This window comes from Delftia sp. PE138, assembly GCF_018320755.1.
In the GTDB taxonomy this organism is placed as follows: Bacteria; Pseudomonadota; Gammaproteobacteria; order Burkholderiales; family Burkholderiaceae_C; genus Comamonas; species Comamonas tsuruhatensis.
This window is the reverse complement of record NZ_JABEPN010000001.1, coordinates 1,423,372-1,441,608: the sequence shown is the minus strand read 5'-3', so window position 1 is coordinate 1,441,608 and position 18,237 is coordinate 1,423,372. Positions and strand designations below refer to the sequence as shown.

Sequence of the window (18,237 nt, the reverse complement as noted above, 5' to 3'; positions counted from 1 at the left end):
ACGATGGCTTACCGGGCGGGTGCTGGTGGCGTGGCCGGTGCTGCCTGTGCCGCAGGCGCCCCCTGGGCCGGCTGCTGCGCCGGCGCGCCACCCTGCTGCACCGGACCGATGGTGGTGCGCACCACGCGCGAGCCCTTGGGCGGGTTGGGGAAGCCGGTCAGGGCGGCGTCGAACAGGATGCCGAAGATGGCCGGGTCGTCGGTCCAGACGTCCTGGCGCTGGGCCGAGGTCTCGTAGACGATCTGCTGCGTGGTGGCGTTGCGCATCACGATGCTGACGGCGCGGTAGTACTCCAGCGGCGGGCCGTCGAACATGAAGCTGCCGCCAAAGCCCATGCCCCAGCCGCGCCCGTAGCCCAGGCCCCAGCCCCAGCGCGGGCCGCCCCAGCGGTCGTAGTAGGGCCAGGCGGCGTAGTCGCGCGCATAGCGGGCGTCGGCGCCGATCTGCACGATCAGGCTGGCCCGGGAGTCGTCGCGCTGCAGGCCCACGCGGCCCAGGGCCTGCTGGGCCTGGGATTCGATGGCAGCGAAATGCGTCTGCGCCTCGCGTTGCGAGGGCAGGACCTCCAGGCGGTAGGTGGGCGGCGCGGGCAGGGCGCCCAGCGTGGAATAGCTCTGGACGGTGCTCTGGACTTCGCGCACGCTGGCGCAGCCCGTAAGCAAGGCCGTGGCCACGATGGCCAGGACATGGATGCAGCGCAGCTTCATGGTGTACTCCTTGGTCGAAAAAAGGCCCGTTTGCACGGGCCTTGGTTGGAGTGGGGCGATTGTTATAGGTTCAGCCGTCAGGACGACAGTTGTACCACCTGCAGGCCGGGCAGCGATGCGGACACTGGCATCTCTTCATGGTCGAAGGCCATGTCGCCGTTGGGGTCGGCAATGCCGGTGGCCTTGGCGTTCTTGAAGTCGTGCAGCTCGGGATCCATCATGTGCGTGGTCACGATGTGGCCCATGGCGCGGAACATGCTTTCCACGCGGCCCGGGAATTTCTTGTCCCATTCGCGCAGCAGCTCGCCCACGGCCACGCGCTGCAGGCCGTCCTGGCTGCCGCAGAGGTTGCAGGGGATGATGGGGAAGTTCTGGTACTGGGCCCAGCGCACGGTGTCCTTCTCGGGCACGTAGCACAGCGGGCGGATTACCACATGCTTGCCGTCGTCCGAGACCAGCTTCGGGGGCATGCCCTTCATGCGGCCGCCGTAGAACATGTTGAGCATCAGCGTCTGCACGATGTCGTCGCGGTGGTGGCCCAGGGCCACCTTGGTGCAGCCCAGCTCGTCGGCCACCTTGTACAGGATGGCGCGGCGCAGGCGAGAGCACAGGCCGCAGGTGGTCTTGCCCTCGGGCACGACGCGCTTGACCACGCTGTAGGTGTCCTGCGTTTCGATGTGGTAGTCCACGCCGATGCTCTTGAAGTACTCGGGCAGCACATGATCGGGAAAGCCGGGCTGCTTCTGGTCGAGGTTCACCGCCACCAGCTCGAATTTGACGGGCGCGCGCTTTTGCAGCTTGCGCAGCACGTCCAGCATCGTGTAGCTGTCCTTGCCGCCCGACATGCAGACCATGATCTTGTCGCCTTCCTCGATCATGTTGAAGTCGGTGATGGCGCGGCCCACCTCGCGGCACAGGCGCTTTTCGAGCTTGATCTGCTCGCGCTCGATCTTGATGCGGTTGCCGCCTGCGGTGTCTGCGGGGGCGTCGGCGGCGGCTTCTTCGGCCAGCCAGGGGTTGTCGGTCACTGCGTTCATGGGGTTCACCATTGTCCTGTCTCGACGCGAATGGCCACTTCGCAGTCGTCAAAAATTTCGAGCTTGGCGATCTTCACGCGCACGCCCATCACGCCGGGCAGCTGCATCAGGCGCTGGGCCAGCTTGCCGATCAGGCTCTCCAGCAAGTTCACATGCTCGGCCGTGCATTCATCGATGATGATCTGGCGCACCTTGCGGTAGTCCAGCACATGCAGGATGTCGTCGTCGCGCGGAGCCAGCGGTTGGGTGCCCAGGCTCAGCTCGGCATCGACCTGGATGGGCTGGGGCATCTGTTTTTCGTGGGCGAGGATGCCCAGGTTGGCGTCGAAACGCAAACCCGTGAGCGTCAGGGTCTGTTGTCCGGTGGCGGAGTTCATGGGGAAAAGCCGTGGAGTGTGGGGATGGGCGCGGGCAGGCGCCTACATCATGGAAAAGTCGCGCTCGAAGCGCTGCAGGTGCTGGCCGCCATCGACCAGCAGCGTGGTGCCCGTGATGGACTGGTTGTCCAGCGCAAAGCACACGGTGGCGGCCACGTCGGCCGCGCTGGACGAGCGGCCCAGCGGGCTGAGGCGGTGCAGGGCCTCGAAGCGCTCCTGGCTCAGCATGTGGCTGGTCAGCGTCAGGCCCGGGGCCACGCCGACCACGCGCACGCGCGGCGCCAGGGCCAGCGCCAGCATGGTGCCTGCGGCCTCAAGCGCTGCCTTGGACAGCGTGTAGCTGAGGAAATCGGGGTTCTGGTTCCAGAGCTTCTGGTCCAGCATGTTGATCACGGCGCCGCTGGCATGCTCCTCGCCGGCCGCCACGCGGTCCTCGATATGGGCATGCAGCGCCTGGGCCAGCAGGATGGGCGCGCCGGTGTTGCTGCGCAGGTGGGCTTCCAGGGCCACGTAGCTGAAGCTGCCGGCGTCGTCATGCTCGAACAGAGAGGCGTTGTTGACCACGGCGTCCAGGTGGCCGAAGTGCGCAACGGCACGCGGCACCAGGGAGCGCACCGAGTCCTCGTTGAAGAAATCGGCATCCAGGGCGGCGCTGTCGCCGGCCAGTTCAGCGCAGGTGGCGGCCGTCTCCAGCGCCTCGTCGTGGGAGTCGCGGTAGTGCACGGCCACCTGCCAACCGGCGCTGGCAAGCGCGAGCGCGATGTCGCGCCCCAGGCGGCGGGCCGCGCCGGTCACCAAAACTGTGCGTGTTCGGGCAGGTGAGGACATTCGAGGACAATGTACGGATCGTGACGACAGAACCCTCAATTTTAACGGCCGCCCTGCAAACCCGTATTGCGCAAGAGATTGCGTCCTCGGGCGGATGGCTGGCTTTCGACCGTTTCATGGCCCTGGCGCTGTACGAGCCGGGCCTGGGCTACTACGCCAATGACACCGCCAAGTTCGGGCTGATGCCATCGTCGGGCAGCGATTTCGTGACCGCGCCCGAGATGTCCCCGGTCTTCGGCCAACTGCTGGCCGCCCAGGTGGCCGAGGCGCTGCAGCGCACGCACACCCGCGAAGTCTGGGAGTTTGGCGCCGGCACGGGCGCGCTGGCGCTGCAGGTGCTGGACGAGCTGGCGGCCCTGGGCGTGCGGCCGGACCGCTACACCATCGTCGACCTGTCGGGCACGCTGCGTGCGCGACAGCAGCTCAGGCTGGTGAAGTACGAAAGCCTGGTGCACTGGGCCGATGCCCTGCCCGATAGGCTCGAAGGCGTGGTCATCGGCAACGAGGTGCTGGATGCCATGCCCGTGCAGCTGCTGGTGCGCAAGGCAGGTGTCTGGCATGAGCGCGGCGTGGTGCTGCAGCCGGACGGCAGCCTGGGCTGGGAAGACAGGCCCACGCCACTGCGCCCGCCGATGGACATCGAGGGCGAGCACGACTACCTGACCGAAATCCACCCGCAGGGCGAGGCCTTCATTCGCACGCTGGGCGAGCGCATGGCGCGCGGCGCGGCATTTTTCATCGACTACGGCTTTGGCGAATCCGAGTATTTCCACCCGCAGCGCCACATGGGCACCCTGGTGTGCCACCGGCTGCACAAGGTGGACGATGATCCGCTGGCCGATGTCGGCCTCAAGGACATCACGGCCCATGTGAACTTCACGGGCACGGCCGTGGCCGCGCAGGAGGCGGGCTTCGAGGTGCTGGGCTATACCTCGCAGGCCCATTTCCTCATCAACTGCGGCCTGGGCCCCAAGCTCGACGCACTGGCCCAGGGCCCGCGCGCCATGGCCACCAAGCTGATGATGGAGCACGAGATGGGCGAGCTGTTCAAGGTCATCGGCCTGGCCAAGGGCGTGGAGCCCTGGGACGCCATGGGCTTTGTGCGCGGCGACCGCACGCACCGCCTGTAGCCGCCGGCCAGAGCTCTGCCCCGGCCTCAGCGCTGGACGCTTCGGCCGTTGCTCACCTCGTAGGCCGTCTGGTCCTTGAGGTTGATGCGGTAGATCTCGCGCGTGACGTTGCCCGAGAAACCCAGCTCCACGATGGACAGGTTCTCGAACGTGGTCGTGAAGCCGCCGGGCAGGATGCGGTTCAGGCGCGCGGCGGTCTCGCCCATGGCGCGCTCGATCTCGGGCGTGAAGGTGGCTTCGCTGTAGACCAGGGTGTTGTGCGGGTTGTGGCTGCGCACCTCCTTGCCGGCCTGCACCTGGTTGATGCCGCTGACACCCACGCTTTGCACCATGGCCTTGGCAGAGTCGTTCATGCGGGCATAGACGGGTCCCGTCACGCGCGGCAGCGGGCCGTCGCGCAGCGGCGCCATGGCGGCGGTGGCGCGGGTGTTGAAGTCCATCATGGCCTCGTAGGCCGGGCCGGACTTGACGATGCCCAGGTCCAGCCACCAGGGCTTGCCGGCCCCCTTGGCGGCCTCGGTGGTGTAGAAATTCTTCAGGTGAACGTCCTGCAGCACGGGCGGCAGCGCCGGCAGGGCCGCCAGCATCTTGCGCGGCGTGGAGGGGTCGGCGCTATGGATATGCACCACGGTGACATGGGGCAGATTGAAGGTGTTGGCCTCGGCCACCAGCTTCAGGCGCAGCAACTGCTCGTGCACCACGGGTGCGACCTGGCTGTCCAGGATGGCGGTGGCATCGGCCGGCAGGCGGTAGACCAGGCCATAGGTGGCCTGGTGCGCGCGGAAGTCGCTGCGCTGCAGGGCGCTGTTGTCGATGGCGCCGGGTCGGGCTGCCGGCGCAGGTGCGCTGGCGCAGGCGGTCATCAGCAAGGCGGCGGGCAGGGCTGCGGCAAGAAGAAGGCGGCGGTTGCGTTGCATGGCGAATTCGTGGCGGTCGGCCTGGAGGCGATGAAGAGGGGGAGGACAGCGGCAATGTAGGCAGTCCATATGTCGTGTGCATGACGCGGTGTACTCTGTATGGCCCGGTCCCGCGCCGCCGTACACTCGGCGCCATGATCCGCTGGCTCCTCGTCATCTTCCTGGCCCTGCTGCTGTTCAATGGCCTGCACGCCTGGCTGGAACGCATAGGCCTGGGCCGCCTGCCGGGCGACTTCCGCTTTCGCCTGTTCGGCCGCGTGATTTTTCTGCCCATTGCCAGCACCGTGTTGCTCAGCGTGATTGCCGCCCTGATCGCCAAGCTGGTCTGAGCATGGCTTGAAGCATGGGCGCAGCGCCCGTATATGCATGCAATTGCCCCCATGACTCGCCAACAAGAGGCCGCCCATGTCCGACAAGCTGCATTTCGTCTGCCCCCATTGCCACACCACCAACCGCATTGCGGTCGATCAGCTGGGTAGCGCGCCTGATTGCGGCAGCTGCCATCAACCGCTGGTCACCGGCCAGCCCGTGGCGCTGGATGCGCAGAGCTTCGCCAGGCATGTGGGGCGCAGCCAGGTGCCCGTGGTGGTCGATTTCTGGGCCCCCTGGTGCGGCCCCTGCCGCATGATGGCGCCTGCCTTCGAGCAGGCGGCTCAGGCGCTGGCGCCCGGCGTGCAGCTGGCCAAGCTCGATACCGAGGCGCACCCCCACGCTGCCGCGCCCTGGAACATCCGCAGCATCCCGACCATGGTGGTGTTCAAGGAAGGACGCGAGATCGCCCGTGTCTCCGGCGCGCTGCCTGCCGGCGAGATCGTGCGCTGGGTGCGCTCGGTCGTCTGATGGTTGCCGGGCCGCAAGGACCGGGCGCCGTCAGGCCCTTCCTCAGGCCTGCACTTCACCCGGCAGATAGAAGCAATAGCCGCTGTTGCGCAGCGTCTTGACAGGCAGCTGCTGGCCGCTGGCCTCTTGCACCTTGCGCCTCAGCCGGCGCATCTGGGTGTCCAGGCGGCGCTGGTCGTAGACCAGATAGTCTCCACCCAGCGCCTGCACGATCTGGCGGCGGCTGACGCTGGTCCCTGCGTTGCCCATCAGGCAGTGCAGCACCAGCAGGTCCTGGTGTGACAGCGCCACAGGGGGCGAGGCGGGGGGCTGCAGGCGGCTGGGGCCAAGCTGCAGCAGCCACGGCGCCTGGCGCTGCTGCAGGCCCAGGCGCCGCACCAGGGCGGCCAGGGTGGCTTCCAGCTCGTCGAGATCGCAGCCTTTGCCCAGGTAGTGGTCGGCGCCGATCTCCAGGCCGTCGATGCGGTTGGCGCTGCTGTTGAGCGCGCTGAAGACGATGATGCCCAGTTGCTGGCCCTGCTGGCGCAGGCGCTGGATCAGCGCCAGGCCGTTGCCGTCGGGCAGGCCGATGTCGATGATGGCCAGCCGGTGGCGCCGCGCATCGAAATGGCGGTCGAACTCCTGCAGGCTGGCCACGCACTGCGGTGCATAGCCCAGGGATTCGAGGAACTCGCCCAGTTCATGGCGCAGCACGGGCTCGTCTTCGAGCAGGATCACATCAAGCATGGACTGGGAGGAGGGCAGGCGGGTGACAGCGCAGACAGCTGGTGTACGCTGGCGGCCCCGTGGTGGACTTCAGATGCGATATTACCGTGCAACCCTCATCGTGCTGGCCTGGCTGCTGTGCCCACTGCTGCTCCAGGCCCGGACCCTCTTGCTGGACCCCGATGTGCCCATGCAGGAGACCGCAGGGCAGTGGCAGCGGCTCGATGACGCTTCGGGCCTGCTCGATGTCCGGCAGGCCGACCTGGCGCCCGGGTGGAAGGCGATGCCAGGGCACCTGAACGCCAGCTTCACGCAGGCGGCGGTCTGGTTGCGCATGCCGCTGCAGGTGCAGCAGCCCGGCAGCTGGATGCTGTTGCTGGGCAATGCCCTGCTCGATGAGGTGGAGGTCCATGTGCGCCGGCCTGGCGACCCCTGGCAGCTGCTGGGGCGCAGTGGCGAAGAGATTTCGCGTCACGCCTGGCCGGTGGACTACCGCAGTCCCGCATTCCAGTTCGAACCTGCTGCCGCCGGGTCATACGAGTTGCTGGTGCGCCTGCGTGCGCGCAACGCGCTCGTCACCCGTATCGATCTGTGGCAGCGACTGGCGTTCGACAACCATACGCGGCGCGAGGCCCTCTCGTTCGGCCTGTACTTCGGGCTGTACCTGCTGTTGATTGGCGTGCAACTGGTGTTCTGGCTGGGCACGCGGGCTCCGGTGAGCGGCCTGTTTCTGGCCTATCTCAGCGTCTGCGTGCTCAATGAGGTGGTATCGCTGGGGCTGGTGCAGCAGTTGACGGGCCTGCCGGGTTTCTGGAGCGACCGCCTGCTGGGATGCGGCATTGCCGGCGCCCTGGCGATCTCCATGCAACTGGCCTGCAGGCAGTTGGAGCTGGCATCGCTGTATCCGCGGCTGGTACGCCAGATCGTGCCGCTGCTGTGGCTGTTCAGCCTGTGCTGCATGCTGTTGGTGGTGTCGGGGCACTACTCGGCGGGCATGGTCCCGGTGCAGGCCATGACCCTGCCGCTGACCGTGGGCTTTCTCGCATTCGCCCTTTGGCTGTGGCGGCGCGGCCACGCCCCGGCACGGTTCTTCATGCTGGCGTTCGGCATCTTCTATGCCGGCGTGCTGATCTCTTTCCTGCGCAACCTGGGCTGGCTGCCCATGAACGCGCTGACCGCGCTGGTGTCCACGCATGCGTCCGCGCTGGGCACCATGGCGCACATGCTGCTGCTCAGTGGCTGGATCATCGGCGGATACGAGCGCAGGCGCCGCATTCGAGAGCGCGAGCAGGTCCGGCTGGAGGCGGAACTGCGGCAGCGACAGTTGCGCGAAAGCGAACTCAGCGAGGCGCTGGCGCTGGAGCGCAGGGTGCGCCAGGAGCAGCGCGACTTTGTCGCCATGGTCTCTCACGAGCTGCGCACGCCGCTGGCCATCATCCTGACCAGTGCGCAGCAACTGGCGCGCAACCTGGCGGCACCGCCCGACAAGACGCTGGCACGCAGCCGCAACATCCGCGAAGCCGCCCAGCGCCTGCTGGCCCTGGTGGACGACTGCCTGGCCGACGACCGCATGGCCGACCCCCAGCCCCATGCCGAGCCGCGCCTGCAGCCGTGCGACCTGCATGCGCTGGTGGATGGCTTGTGCCTGGACTTTGCGCCCGGCCGCATCGTCTGCCAACTGGGCGGGGGCACGCAGCAATTGATCACCGATGCCGGCCTGCTGCGCATCGCGCTGCGCAATCTGCTGGCCAATGCAGACCGCCACACGCCCGAGGGCGAATCGGTCCGCCTGGACGTGACCAGGCAGGGCGAGGGTCTGGAGATCCAGGTCTCGAATCCGGCAGAGCCCATTGCCCAGGCGGACCAGGACCAGCTGTTCGAAAGGTATTACCGTGGCCGCAACGCCCAGCACCGGCCCGGCGCCGGGCTGGGGCTGTACCTGGTGCGGCGCATCGCCGAGCGGCTGGGCGGCAGCGTGGCCTTGTTGACGGCAGGAGGCGAGCAGCCCGTGTGCCTGCGACTGGTCCTGCCCGTGGCGCGAGCCTGATTCCCGTGTGTGGCGGCCTTTTCGCTCAGGCCGCCTGCGCCAGCCAATCTGCCACGGCCTGCGCGCGCGCCGCCTGCACGGCCTCGCCTATGGCCTTGCCCTGTTTGCCGCGCGCGGCGGCCTGGGCCGCGATGTCCGAGGTGGAGATGGACAGCGCGGCAGCCAGCGCATCGCGCAGGCGGGCGCGCTGGGGGTAGGGCCGGTCCTCGAAACCCAGGCGCCCCCGCGCGTCGCATTCACAGGCCGCAAGGGCCTGTTCGAAGCGCGCGGGCTTGCGGATGGCGTCGCAGCGCTCCAGCAGGCGGACGATGGCGGCGCCGTTGAGTTCGCCGCTGCGGTGGATGTTGCCGTGCTCGCGCGCCACCACGTCGCCCAGTTCGCGGCAGTCCGTGGGCACGCGCAGACGCTCGCCCACTTTCTCGGCCAGCCGGGCGCTGCGCTGCTCATGGCCTATGTGGCGCGGCAGCACATCGGCCGGCGTCGTTCCCTTGCCCAGGTCGTGCACCAGGCAGGCGTATCGCACGGGCAGGGGGGCGTCGAGCTGTGCGGCCATGTCCAGCACCATCATGGCGTGCACGCCGGTATCGACCTCGGGGTGGTACTCGGCGCGCTGGGGCACGCCCCACAGCCGCTCCAGCTCGGGCAGCAGCACGGCCAGCGCACCGCACTCGCGCAGCAGCTCGAACATGCGCGAGGGACGGCGCTCCATCAGGCCACGGCTGATCTCCTGCCACACGCGCTCGGGCACCAGGGCATCCACCTCGCCGGCGGCCACCATCTCCCGCATCAGGGCCATGGTTTCCGGCGCCACCGTGAATTCGTGGAAACGTGCCGCGAAGCGCGCCACGCGCAGGATGCGCACCGGGTCTTCGCGGAAGGCCCCGGTCACATGGCGCAGCACCCGGGCCTGAAGATCGGCCTGGCCGTGGTAGGGATCGGTGATGGCGCTTTCACCATCCCAGTCCGCAGGAGCGGCCATGGCATTGATGGTCAGGTCGCGCCGGGCCAGATCCTGCTCCAGCGTGACATCGGGCGCCGCCTGCACGACGAAACCCCGGTACCCCAGGCCGCTCTTGCGCTCGGTACGCGCCAGCGCGTATTCCTCGTGCGTCTCGGGATGGAGGAAGACCGGGAAGTCCCGCCCCACTGGCAGAAAGCCGCGCGCGGACATTTGTTCGGGCGTGGCGCCGACCACCACCCAGTCGCGGTCATGCACGGCCCGCCCCAAAAGACGGTCGCGCACCGCGCCGCCCACCATGTACACCTGAAATTCGCTCATGCCGCAATGGTAGGGCCTGGGCGGTGACATGATGGCGGGCGTGCCTCCACGCACCGATGGAGTGCCGAGCGCATGCTTTCTTCCGGATTCTTTCTGGAGACGAACTCAAGCAGCGCCAGCCGGACGGCCGCTGCACTGGCTCCGCAACCGCGGCATTGCGCAGGCCGCGCCCACCCCAGCGCAGCAGTGCTCCGACTTTTGCTGGTGCGCCGCTCAGCCGGCCGCAGGCGCGCTGCGGTAGGGTTCCTCGAACGGCCGGAAATCGTGCTCGGCCAGTGCGCCCTGCACCCAGTCCTGCACGCCCGGCAAGGCGCGCACGCGGCGCACGTAGGCGTCGATGGCCGGGGCCAGCGGCAGCTCGTAGGTCGTCAGGCGCATGCACACGGGCGCGAAAAAGGCATCGACGATGCTGAACTGGTCATACAGCATGGGGCCGCTGGCCGTGGACAGCAGCGGCTGCCACAGCTCGGACAGGTGCTGGACATCGTCGCGCAGGTCCGCGCGCTCGGCCCACAGCCGCGCGCCGACCTCGGGCAACTGGGCCTCGATGTTCATGGGGCACAGCGAGCGCAGCGCGCCGAAGCCGCTGTGCATCTCGGCACAGAGGCTGCGCGCGCGGGCGCGGTTCAGGGCCAGGGTCGGCCACAGGTGTTTTTCCAGGGAATTTCTCGGCCAGGTACTCGCAGATGGCCAGGCTGTCCCAGATGGCCATGCCTTCATCCATGAGCACGGGCACGCGGCCCGAGGGAGACAGCGCGCGGGCGCGCTGCTTGAAGGCGGACTGCTCGTCGAAGCTGTCAAAGCGCAGCATGACTTCTTCGAAAGCAATGCCGGCCTGGCGCATCAGCACCCAGGGGCGCATGGACCAGGATGAGTAATTCTTGTTGCCGATATAGAGCGTGAGCATGGCCGCAACCTCCGCGATAGGCCCTACAGCTTAGCAAGCATGGCAGGAAAACCCATGTAGGAGCCGGGCGCTGCCTGGGCGCGCTCTAATGCGTGCCATGCAAAACGATAGCTCTTCTCCCCAGGCGCCAGCGGCGCGCCACACGGCTGCGCTGGTCCTGTTTTCCGGCGGCCAGGATTCGACCACCTGCCTGGCGCAGGCGCTGTCGCTGTACGAGCGCGTCGAGACCCTGGGTTTCGACTACGGCCAGCGCCACAGCGTGGAAATGCAGGTGCGCCAGCAGGTGCGCGAGCGGCTGGCCAGGGATTTTCCCGAATGGGCACCGCGCCTGGGTGACGACCATGTCCTCTCGCTGGACGTGCTGCAGCAGATCGGCGGCTCCTCCCTGACCGAAGACGTGGCCTTCGCCATGCAGGCCGACGGCCTGCCCAACACCTTCGTGCCCGGCCGCAACCTGCTGTTCCTGACCCTGGCCGGCGCGCTGGCCTACCGTCGCGGCCTGTCGGTCATCGTCACCGGCGTCTGCGAGACCGACTACTCCGGCTACCCCGACTGCCGTGACGACACCATGAAGGCCATGCAGCTCGCCCTGAACCTGGGCCTGGAGCGGCGCCTGCGCATCGAAACCCCGCTCATGTGGATAGACAAGGCCCAGACCTGGCAAATGGCCCACGACCTGGGGGGCGACACCCTGGTGGACCTCATCCAGCGCGACACCCACACCTGCTACCAGGGCACGCGCGAGACGCTGCACGACTGGGGCTACGGCTGCGGAACCTGCCCCGCCTGCGACCTGCGAGCCCGCGGCTGGCATCAATGGCAGGCGCAGCGCGAGACAGCAAACTAAAGAAGCACAGCGCTAGAAACCGGCGCGGCCAAAAGCGAGGGACACCGAGCAAGGGCCGCCCCGCAGTGAGGGTGTCGTCCCCCTCCCCCGCGAAGCGGGCAGAGAGGGGGAAGGCGTGCAGCGCCTCAGGGGGTGCTTGTTCTACACCGGCCAGACGACTCCGTGGTCGTTCAAGATGGCGTCCAGCGGCAGGTCATGCGGCTCGGGCTCGAACTCGTCCACATAGCCGCAGCCGTAGCCCAGACCCACGGTGAAGGGCCTGGGCTGCAGCTCGGCCAGGGTGCGGTCGTAGAAACCGCCGCCATAGCCCAGGCGGTAGCCACCGGCCGCGTAGCCCACGCAGGGCACGAACAGCAGGGTGGGGGTCAGGGTTTCGGTGTCCTTGGGCTTGGGGATGCCATAGGCGTCCTCTTCCATGGGACAGCCCGGGTACCAGGCGTGAAAGCTGAGTGTCTTACGCTGCTTGTCGATCACGGGCAATCCGATGCGGCGTCTTTGTGGGGTACCCTGTAGTTCGCCATCTTCCTTCCACCGGTGAAGCGCTGGCAGCGGGTCGAACTCCCCCTTGATCGGCCAATAGGCGCCGATGATGCTGTCGGGCCGCTGTATCAGCCAAAAGCGCATGACCTGCTGCAGCGCGTCGGCGCGCTGCAATCGGTCGGGAAGGTTGAGGCGCTGGTCTATCAAGCTGCGGCGCAGGGCTGCTTTGTCCATCAGATAATTTCCTCCATGCACTGGCTGAAGATTTTGACACCGCTTCTGGCGGCTTCCCTCTGGACCACCGCAGCCACGCCTGCGCTGGCGCAAAACCGTGGCGACGACGTCCTGCTGGAAATGCAGCAGGCCTTTCGCAAGGGCGACAAGGCCAAGCTCACGCAGCTGCTGCCTTCTGCGCGTGGCCATGTGCTCGAACCTTGGGCCGCCTATTGGGAACTCAAGGCCCGGCTGGAAGAAGCCAGTGCCGACGAGATTCTGGGGTTTTTCAAGCGCTGGCCCGGCACCTACCAGGAAGACCGGCTGCGCAATGACTGGCTGCTGCTGCTGGGGCAGCGGCGCGACTGGGGCATGTTCGACCAGGTGCACGGGGCGTTTCGCATGCGCGATGACCGTTCCGTCAACTGCTATGCCCTGCTGATCGACAACCTCAAGGGCCAGCCTGCCGCCAATCTCGGCCAGCAGGTCCGCGACCTGTGGTGGGCCCAGCGCGACGCCGACGACGGCTGCACCTATGCTGCCGGCGAGCTGTACGCAGCCAAGCAGATCAGCGAGCCCGAAGTCTGGCGCAAGGCACGCCAGTCGGCCGAGGCCAATCGCCAGAAGGCCACGCGCGATGCCGTGGCCATCGTCGCGCCCGAGGCCCTGCCCCAGGTGGCGCAGGTATTCGCCTCGCCGGCGAAATACCTTGCCGGGCAGACGCGCGTGCGTGGTGCCGTGCCCAAGGAACTGGCGCTGCTGGCGCTGATCCGCATGGCGTCCAGCGACCCGGCGGCGGCGGCCACCCAGCTGGAAGGCGGCTGGGGTGCCCGGCTGACGGCCGAGGAGAACAACTGGGCCTGGGGCGTGATCGGCAAGCAGGCCGCGCTCAAGCTGCAGCCCGAGGCTGCGGCCTATTTCGGCAAGGTGCGCAAGGACGGCGATCTCAGCGACGAACTGCTGGGTTGGAAGGTGCGTGCCGCGTTGCGTGCAGGCGACTGGCGCACGGTGCGCCGCGCCATCGACGCCATGGGTCCTGAGCGCACCGAACACACATGGACCTACTGGAAGGCCCGCGCCCTGCTGTCGGGCCGCCCCAGCGAGCAGGAGCGTTCCGAGGCGCGCCAGCTGCTGGAGGACATGGCCGGCCCCGGCAGTTTCTACGAGCAGCTGGCGCTGGAGGACATCGGCCAGCGCGTGACGGCCCCACCGCCGCCTGCGCCGCCCACGGCACAGGAGAAGGCCGCCGCCCGCGCCAACCCCAGTCTGGTGCGCGGCCTCTACGCCATCCAGAACGGCCTGCGCAGCGAAGGCGTGCGTGAATGGAACTACGCCACCAACCTGCACCAGGCCGGCGGCATGAACGACCGCGAACTGCTGGCTGCCGCCGACCTGGCCTGCCAGCAGCAGGTCTGGGACCGCTGCATCAACACCAGCGAGCGCACCCGCAGCTTTGCCGACTGGAGCCAGCGCTTTCCCATGCCCTTCCACGACACGGTGCTGGCGCGCTCGCGTTCCATCGGGCTGGACCCTGCCTATGTCTATGGACTGATCCGCCAGGAAAGCCGCTTCATCATGGATGCGCGCTCGGGCGTGGGCGCCTCGGGCCTGATGCAGGTCATGCCGGCCACGGCCCGGTGGACGGCGCGCAAGATCGGCATGACGGACTTTTCCCCGTCCATGATCAATGACCGCGATGTGAATATCACCATAGGCACCGCCTATCTGAAGCTGGCGCTGGACGATTTCGACGGCTCCATGGCGCTGGCTGCGGCCGGCTACAACGCCGGCCCCGGCCGCCCGCGCAACTGGCGCAACGGCCCGGTGCTCGACGCCGCCATCTGGGCCGAGAACGTGCCCTTCACCGAGACGCGCGACTATGTGAAGAAGGTGCTGTCCAACACCACCAACTACGCGGCGCTGATCACGGGCCAGCCCCAGTCGCTCAAGAGCCGCCTGGGCACCATCGGCCCGCGTGATGCGGCCACGCCCGACCCCAGCAAGGACCTGCCCTGAGCTGCACTTGACATTCCTGCGGGGTGCGGCGATGCCTGTCGGCGCTACACTTGGTTACCGACTGGCGGGCCGCATGCCGCGGCCCCGGATACCGCAGGGGTTTCAAGAATGACAACAACAGGGAGCCGCGCGGCCTGGGTCGCGCTGGGTCTTGCATGGGCGTGCACGGCGGCGGCGCAGCCCGTCTACAAATGGGTGGATGCCGAAGGGCGCACGCACTACGGTTCGCAGCTGCCCGTCGACCAGGCCGATGCCGGCCAGATCAAGGTCTCGCCCAATGGCAGCTCGGGCGCAGGCTCGGGCCGGTTTGGCGAAGAGCGCAATCCCGACGGCACGAAGAAGCTGCCCAAGCAGGTGCGCGAGCTGGCGGACGGCGTGGCCAAGGGCCTGAGCAAGGTCGATTCCAAGGAGGTGCCGCTGAACTGCGCAGCCGCCGTGGACAACATCCGCAGCCAGGTGGACACCATGGTCGAGAACGGCCAGAAGAACCTCAAGGGCGGCTACATCACGCAGGCGCAGTTCGATGCAACCGCGGGCAAGTTCCGCGAGGCGCGCACGCACGCCACGGTGGCCGACTGCCAGGCCTCCACGGGCCGCTCCAAGGCCATGTACCAGTGCATGTCCAACAGCTACAACCACCTGATCGGCTGCGCGGAAAAGCACAAGCCCTGAAGCGATCCGATCCCTCAGGTCTCGGCCCACATGCGCAGCAGGTTGTGATATTGGCCCGCGAGGCTGAGGGTTTCATCGGTCTCGCCCAGCTTCTCGCGCAGGCGCTGGATGGTCTGGTCCATCTCGAACAGCATGGCGCGGCGTGTGTCGTCGCGCACCATGCTTTGCGCCCAGAAGAAGGCGCACACGCGCTCGCCCCGGGTGACGGGCTCCACGCGGTGCAGGCTGGTGGAGGGATAGAGGATCAGGTCGCCGGCCGGCAGCTTGACCTCGTGCGTGCCGTAGGTGTCCACCACGACCAGCTCGCCGCCATCGTAGTCCTCGGGATCGCAGAGGAAGAGGGTGCAGGACACATCGGTGCGCATCCACTGCTGCGCGCCTGGCAGGCGCCGTGCCGCACCGTCCACGTGCAGGCCATAGGTTTCACTGTCCGCGTAGCGGTTGAACAGCGGCGACATGGTGCGCGCGGGCAGGGCGGCACTGAAGTACAGCGCATTGGCCGCCAGCGCCTGCTCGATGGTGCGGCCCTGCTCCAGTGCCACGGGCGACTCTTCGGGCAACTGGCGGTTGCGCTTGACCCGGGCGCCTTGGCTGCCCGCCGTGGCACGGCCATCCACCCAGTCGGCGGCGTCGATGGCTGTGCGGATCGCAGTGACCTGCTGGCGCGTGAGCACGTCGGGAATGTGCAGCATCATGGTGCGGGTCCTCCTCGCATGGAAAAAGCCCCGGCGGGGCCGGGGCGGTACTGGGATTGTCGGCGCTCTGCGCGCGGCAAGGCCGGCGCGGCGGCCCGTCTTGCATTCACTCAGAAGCGGAAGTTCGCGGACACGCGCACGGAGCGCGGCGTGCCCGGGAAATAGCGGTAGCCGCTCTTGTTGATGGCGCCCACATACTCCTTGTCGAACAGGTTGTAGAAGTTCAGCTGGATGTCGGCGTTCTTGTTGATGCGGTAGCTGGCCATGGCGTCGAAGACCCAGTAGGCATCGGTGAAGTTGGGCGTGCCCACGGCTCCGTCGGTGCCACGCTTGAGTCCGCCCGAGTAGCGCGCCCCGCCAGCCAGCGTCAGGCCGAACGGGAACTGGTAGCTGGTCCACAGCGAGAAGGCGTTCTTGGGCGTATAGGTCAGGCCGCTGGAGCCGTCCTGCGCCACGGTGGCGCCCGTGTCCACCTTGGTGTCCTGCAGCGTGTAGCCGGCAGTCACGCCCCAGGCGGGCGTGATCTGGCCCGTGGCGCCCAGCTCCAGGCCCTGCACGATCTTCTTGCCGGTCTGTCCCACGGTGCCGTCAGGGTTGGTGACGATCTCGTTGGTGATCTCGGTGCGGAACAGCGCGCCTGTCAGCAGCAGGCGCTTGTCCATCAGCTCCCACTTGGTTCCCAGTTCGGCGGTCTTGGCCTTTTGCGGGTCCATGTTGGGGTTGTTGGCGTTGTTGGCGGCCGTGGACAGCGTGAAGTTGGCACCGCCCGGTGGCTGCTGCGACAGGGCGTAGTTCACGTACACGCTGCCATTGGGCGCGGGCTTGTAGAGGCCGCCGATCTTCCAGCTCAGCAGGGTGTCGGAGGCCTCCAGGCCCACGGCGCTGGGCAGCACGGTGCCTGCAGGATTGCTGCCGCAGGCCGGGCCGCTGCGGCCGCCGCAGACGGCGCGTGCGTCGTACTGCGTCTTGTAGCGGTCCAGGCGCAGGCCGGCGTTGGCCTGCCATTGCTCGTTGAACTTGAGCGTGTCGAAGGCGTACAGCGCAAAGGTGTCGGTCGAGCCCTTGCTGTCGGCGCCGTTGCGCGACCAGTTCAGGCCGGAGCTGGGCACCTGCGGGTCATAGAGGCTGGCATTGGGCCAGGCGCCCGTGGTGCCCGTGCCGTAGTTGCTCTGCTTTTCGCGCGTGATCTCCACCCCGGTGCTCAGCTCGTGCCGCACGCTGCCTGTCGCCAGCTTGGTCGTCAGGTTGGTCTGGTTGGTGACGATGTCGTTGACCTGGTTCTTGAAGGTCGGCAGGCTGCGTGACACGGTCCAGTCGGCGGGATTGCTGCTGTTGTTGCTGGACAGCGCCATGAAGGCCGTGAGCAGGTAGTCCTGCTTGGTGCGGCCCCAGCGCGTGGTGTTGCGCAGCGTGGTGTCGGGCGTGAAGTCGTGCTCCACGCGCAGCGTGACCATGTCGGCCGTCACGTCGTCGTGGTCGGCGCTGGTGCCGTAGAAGCGGCTGGGGTCCACGGGGCGGCCCGCGTTCAGGCGCGCATCGGTGTTGCTGTAGCCGGGCAGGCCGATGGTGGGCACGCCGCCGTCCGGCACATTGCTTTGCTTGACGTGCAGCGCGTTCAGGTAGGTGCGCGTGTCGGTGTTCAGTCCGAAGGCGAACGACGGTGCGATGCCCCAGCGGTCATTGGCCACGCGGTCGCGGCCGGCGACGCCGGCGTCCTGCACCATGGCGTTGAGCCGGAAGGCCGCGCCGCCCATCCCGGTCAGGCTCTTGTTCCAGTCCACGGTGGAGCGCTTGTAGCTGCCCGAACCCGCGCCCAGCGAGGCGCCGAAGCTGTCGGCCAGGCTGGGCTGCTTGGTGACCATGTTGATGGCGCCGGTGGGCGCGCTGCGGCCGTAGTCGGTGCTGGCCGGGCCCTTGGTGACTTCCACCTGCTCGGTGTTGAACACGTCGCGCGAGATGGAGCCCACGTCGCGCACGCCGTCCACATAGATGCTGTTGGAGGTGTCGAAGCCGCGCATGTAGATGGCATCACCCGTGCTGGTGTTGCCGTTCTCGCCCGCGTAGAAGGTGCCGGCGCCGGGCACGTTGCGCAGCGCCTCGGTCAGCGTGGTGGCGCCTTGTTCCTGCAGCACCTGCTCCTTGATGACGGAGATGGTCTGCGTCGTGTCCACCAGCGGCTGCGTGAACTTGGGGGAGGAGACCTGTGCGGGTTCGTAGCCGGTGCTGCGCGAGCCTTCGACGGTCACTTCCTTGAGGCTGGGCGCGGTCCTGGCGCCGGGCGTCTGTGTCTGGGCCACGGCCGGCAGGCCCAGGGTGGCCAGGGCCGCGGCTGCAGCGATGATGCCGGCCGACGGCGAGCGGCCAGCGCTGTCGTGTTTGCGGCTTTTGATGTACGAGTTGGAGTTCGCCATGGTTGAACGGAAAGCGGGATGGGCAGTGAACATGCTGGCTTGCTGGCCGGCGTTGCGCGGGCGGCTGGAGAGCTGTCTTGGCTTGCCGGTGCTGGCTGGATCAGGCAGTTTTGCCTGGATTGAGAATGG

At 67.7% G+C, this 18,237-nt stretch carries 17 protein-coding genes and 1 pseudogene; 7 read left to right on the top strand and 11 right to left on the bottom strand.

The annotated features are described in order from the left end of the window. Positions 1-8: 8 nt before the first annotated feature. The 4 genes from HFGMBDPB_RS06480 to HFGMBDPB_RS06465 form a co-directional block, all read right to left on the bottom strand. Positions 9-707, bottom strand: coding sequence for a DUF4136 domain-containing protein (locus HFGMBDPB_RS06480; RefSeq protein WP_016451861.1), 699 nt, complete (start codon positions 705-707; stop codon positions 9-11). Between the two features lie 77 nt (positions 708-784). Continuing rightward, on the bottom strand, positions 785-1,756 hold the full coding sequence (ttcA, locus tag HFGMBDPB_RS06475; RefSeq protein ID WP_016446517.1) for a tRNA 2-thiocytidine(32) synthetase TtcA: 972 nt from the start codon (positions 1,754-1,756) through the stop codon (positions 785-787). After that, positions 1,750-2,121: a dihydroneopterin aldolase gene (locus HFGMBDPB_RS06470; RefSeq protein ID WP_016451860.1), complete on the bottom strand. Its 372-nt coding sequence runs from the start codon at positions 2,119-2,121 to the stop codon at positions 1,750-1,752. The genes ttcA and HFGMBDPB_RS06470 overlap by 7 nt, the downstream gene beginning before the upstream one ends. 42 nt (positions 2,122-2,163) lie before the next feature. Beyond that, positions 2,164-2,949 carry an SDR family oxidoreductase gene (locus HFGMBDPB_RS06465; protein ID WP_016446515.1) on the bottom strand — a complete coding sequence of 262 codons (786 nt, stop codon included), beginning with the start codon at positions 2,947-2,949 and terminating at the stop codon, positions 2,164-2,166. Positions 2,950-3,065: 116 nt separating this feature from the next. On the opposite strand from HFGMBDPB_RS06465, the gene HFGMBDPB_RS06460 reads away from it, so the two are divergent. Continuing rightward, on the top strand, positions 3,066-4,079 hold the full coding sequence (locus tag HFGMBDPB_RS06460) for a class I SAM-dependent methyltransferase (RefSeq protein WP_016446514.1): 1,014 nt from the start codon (positions 3,066-3,068) through the stop codon (positions 4,077-4,079). Positions 4,080-4,105: 26 nt separating this feature from the next. Here HFGMBDPB_RS06460 and HFGMBDPB_RS06455 read toward each other — a convergent pair whose 3' ends face one another. Continuing rightward, positions 4,106-4,996, bottom strand: a complete 891-nt coding sequence (locus HFGMBDPB_RS06455) for a hypothetical protein (RefSeq protein ID WP_017406438.1) — start codon at positions 4,994-4,996, stop codon at positions 4,106-4,108. Positions 4,997-5,130: 134 nt separating this feature from the next. Between HFGMBDPB_RS06455 and HFGMBDPB_RS06450 the strand changes: the two genes are divergently transcribed. Together HFGMBDPB_RS06450 and trxC are read left to right on the top strand one after the other, a co-directional pair. Then, the gene (locus HFGMBDPB_RS06450; protein ID WP_012203183.1) at positions 5,131-5,325 is read left to right on the top strand and encodes a DUF2905 domain-containing protein; all 195 of its coding nucleotides are present in this window, start codon (positions 5,131-5,133) and stop codon (positions 5,323-5,325) included. Between the two features lie 76 nt (positions 5,326-5,401). Then, positions 5,402-5,836, top strand: coding sequence for a thioredoxin TrxC (trxC, locus tag HFGMBDPB_RS06445; RefSeq protein WP_016451857.1), 435 nt, complete (start codon positions 5,402-5,404; stop codon positions 5,834-5,836). Between the two features lie 42 nt (positions 5,837-5,878). Here trxC and HFGMBDPB_RS06440 read toward each other — a convergent pair whose 3' ends face one another. Continuing rightward, positions 5,879-6,562 (bottom strand): response regulator transcription factor, encoded by a 684-nt coding sequence (locus HFGMBDPB_RS06440; protein WP_212645087.1) that lies wholly within the window; start codon positions 6,560-6,562, stop codon positions 5,879-5,881. 73 nt (positions 6,563-6,635) lie between these two features. Between HFGMBDPB_RS06440 and HFGMBDPB_RS06435 the strand changes: the two genes are divergently transcribed. After that, positions 6,636-8,588: a sensor histidine kinase gene (locus tag HFGMBDPB_RS06435; protein ID WP_160851741.1), complete on the top strand. Its 1,953-nt coding sequence runs from the start codon at positions 6,636-6,638 to the stop codon at positions 8,586-8,588. A 25-nt stretch (positions 8,589-8,613) separates the two neighbouring features. Here the strand turns inward: HFGMBDPB_RS06435 and HFGMBDPB_RS06430 are convergent, their stop codons facing one another. Then, positions 8,614-9,867, bottom strand: a complete 1,254-nt coding sequence (locus HFGMBDPB_RS06430) for a multifunctional CCA addition/repair protein (protein ID WP_043789898.1) — start codon at positions 9,865-9,867, stop codon at positions 8,614-8,616. A 213-nt stretch (positions 9,868-10,080) separates the two neighbouring features. Then, positions 10,081-10,774, bottom strand: a pseudogene (locus HFGMBDPB_RS06425) (glutathione S-transferase family protein). Between the two features lie 97 nt (positions 10,775-10,871). Here HFGMBDPB_RS06425 and queC point away from each other — a divergent pair. Further along, complete coding sequence (queC, locus tag HFGMBDPB_RS06420) at positions 10,872-11,621, top strand: 7-cyano-7-deazaguanine synthase QueC (protein ID WP_203400001.1); 750 nt, start codon at positions 10,872-10,874, stop codon at positions 11,619-11,621. A gap of 141 nt (positions 11,622-11,762) precedes the next feature. On the opposite strand, the gene HFGMBDPB_RS06415 is transcribed toward queC, so the two are convergent. Further along, positions 11,763-12,335 (bottom strand): 5-formyltetrahydrofolate cyclo-ligase, encoded by a 573-nt coding sequence (locus tag HFGMBDPB_RS06415; RefSeq protein WP_016446506.1) that lies wholly within the window; start codon positions 12,333-12,335, stop codon positions 11,763-11,765. A 15-nt stretch (positions 12,336-12,350) separates the two neighbouring features. Between HFGMBDPB_RS06415 and HFGMBDPB_RS06410 the strand changes: the two genes are divergently transcribed. Beyond that, the gene (locus tag HFGMBDPB_RS06410; RefSeq protein WP_016446505.1) at positions 12,351-14,330 is read left to right on the top strand and encodes a lytic transglycosylase domain-containing protein; all 1,980 of its coding nucleotides are present in this window, start codon (positions 12,351-12,353) and stop codon (positions 14,328-14,330) included. A 108-nt stretch (positions 14,331-14,438) separates the two neighbouring features. Further along, positions 14,439-15,002 (top strand): DUF4124 domain-containing protein, encoded by a 564-nt coding sequence (locus tag HFGMBDPB_RS06405; protein ID WP_047217751.1) that lies wholly within the window; start codon positions 14,439-14,441, stop codon positions 15,000-15,002. A 14-nt stretch (positions 15,003-15,016) separates the two neighbouring features. Here HFGMBDPB_RS06405 and HFGMBDPB_RS06400 read toward each other — a convergent pair whose 3' ends face one another. Next, positions 15,017-15,697 (bottom strand): Fe2+-dependent dioxygenase, encoded by a 681-nt coding sequence (locus tag HFGMBDPB_RS06400; RefSeq protein ID WP_212645086.1) that lies wholly within the window; start codon positions 15,695-15,697, stop codon positions 15,017-15,019. Between the two features lie 110 nt (positions 15,698-15,807). Next, positions 15,808-18,108 carry a catecholate siderophore receptor Fiu gene (locus HFGMBDPB_RS06395; RefSeq protein WP_212645085.1) on the bottom strand — a complete coding sequence of 767 codons (2,301 nt, stop codon included), beginning with the start codon at positions 18,106-18,108 and terminating at the stop codon, positions 15,808-15,810. Positions 18,109-18,237: the final 129 nt, after the last annotated feature.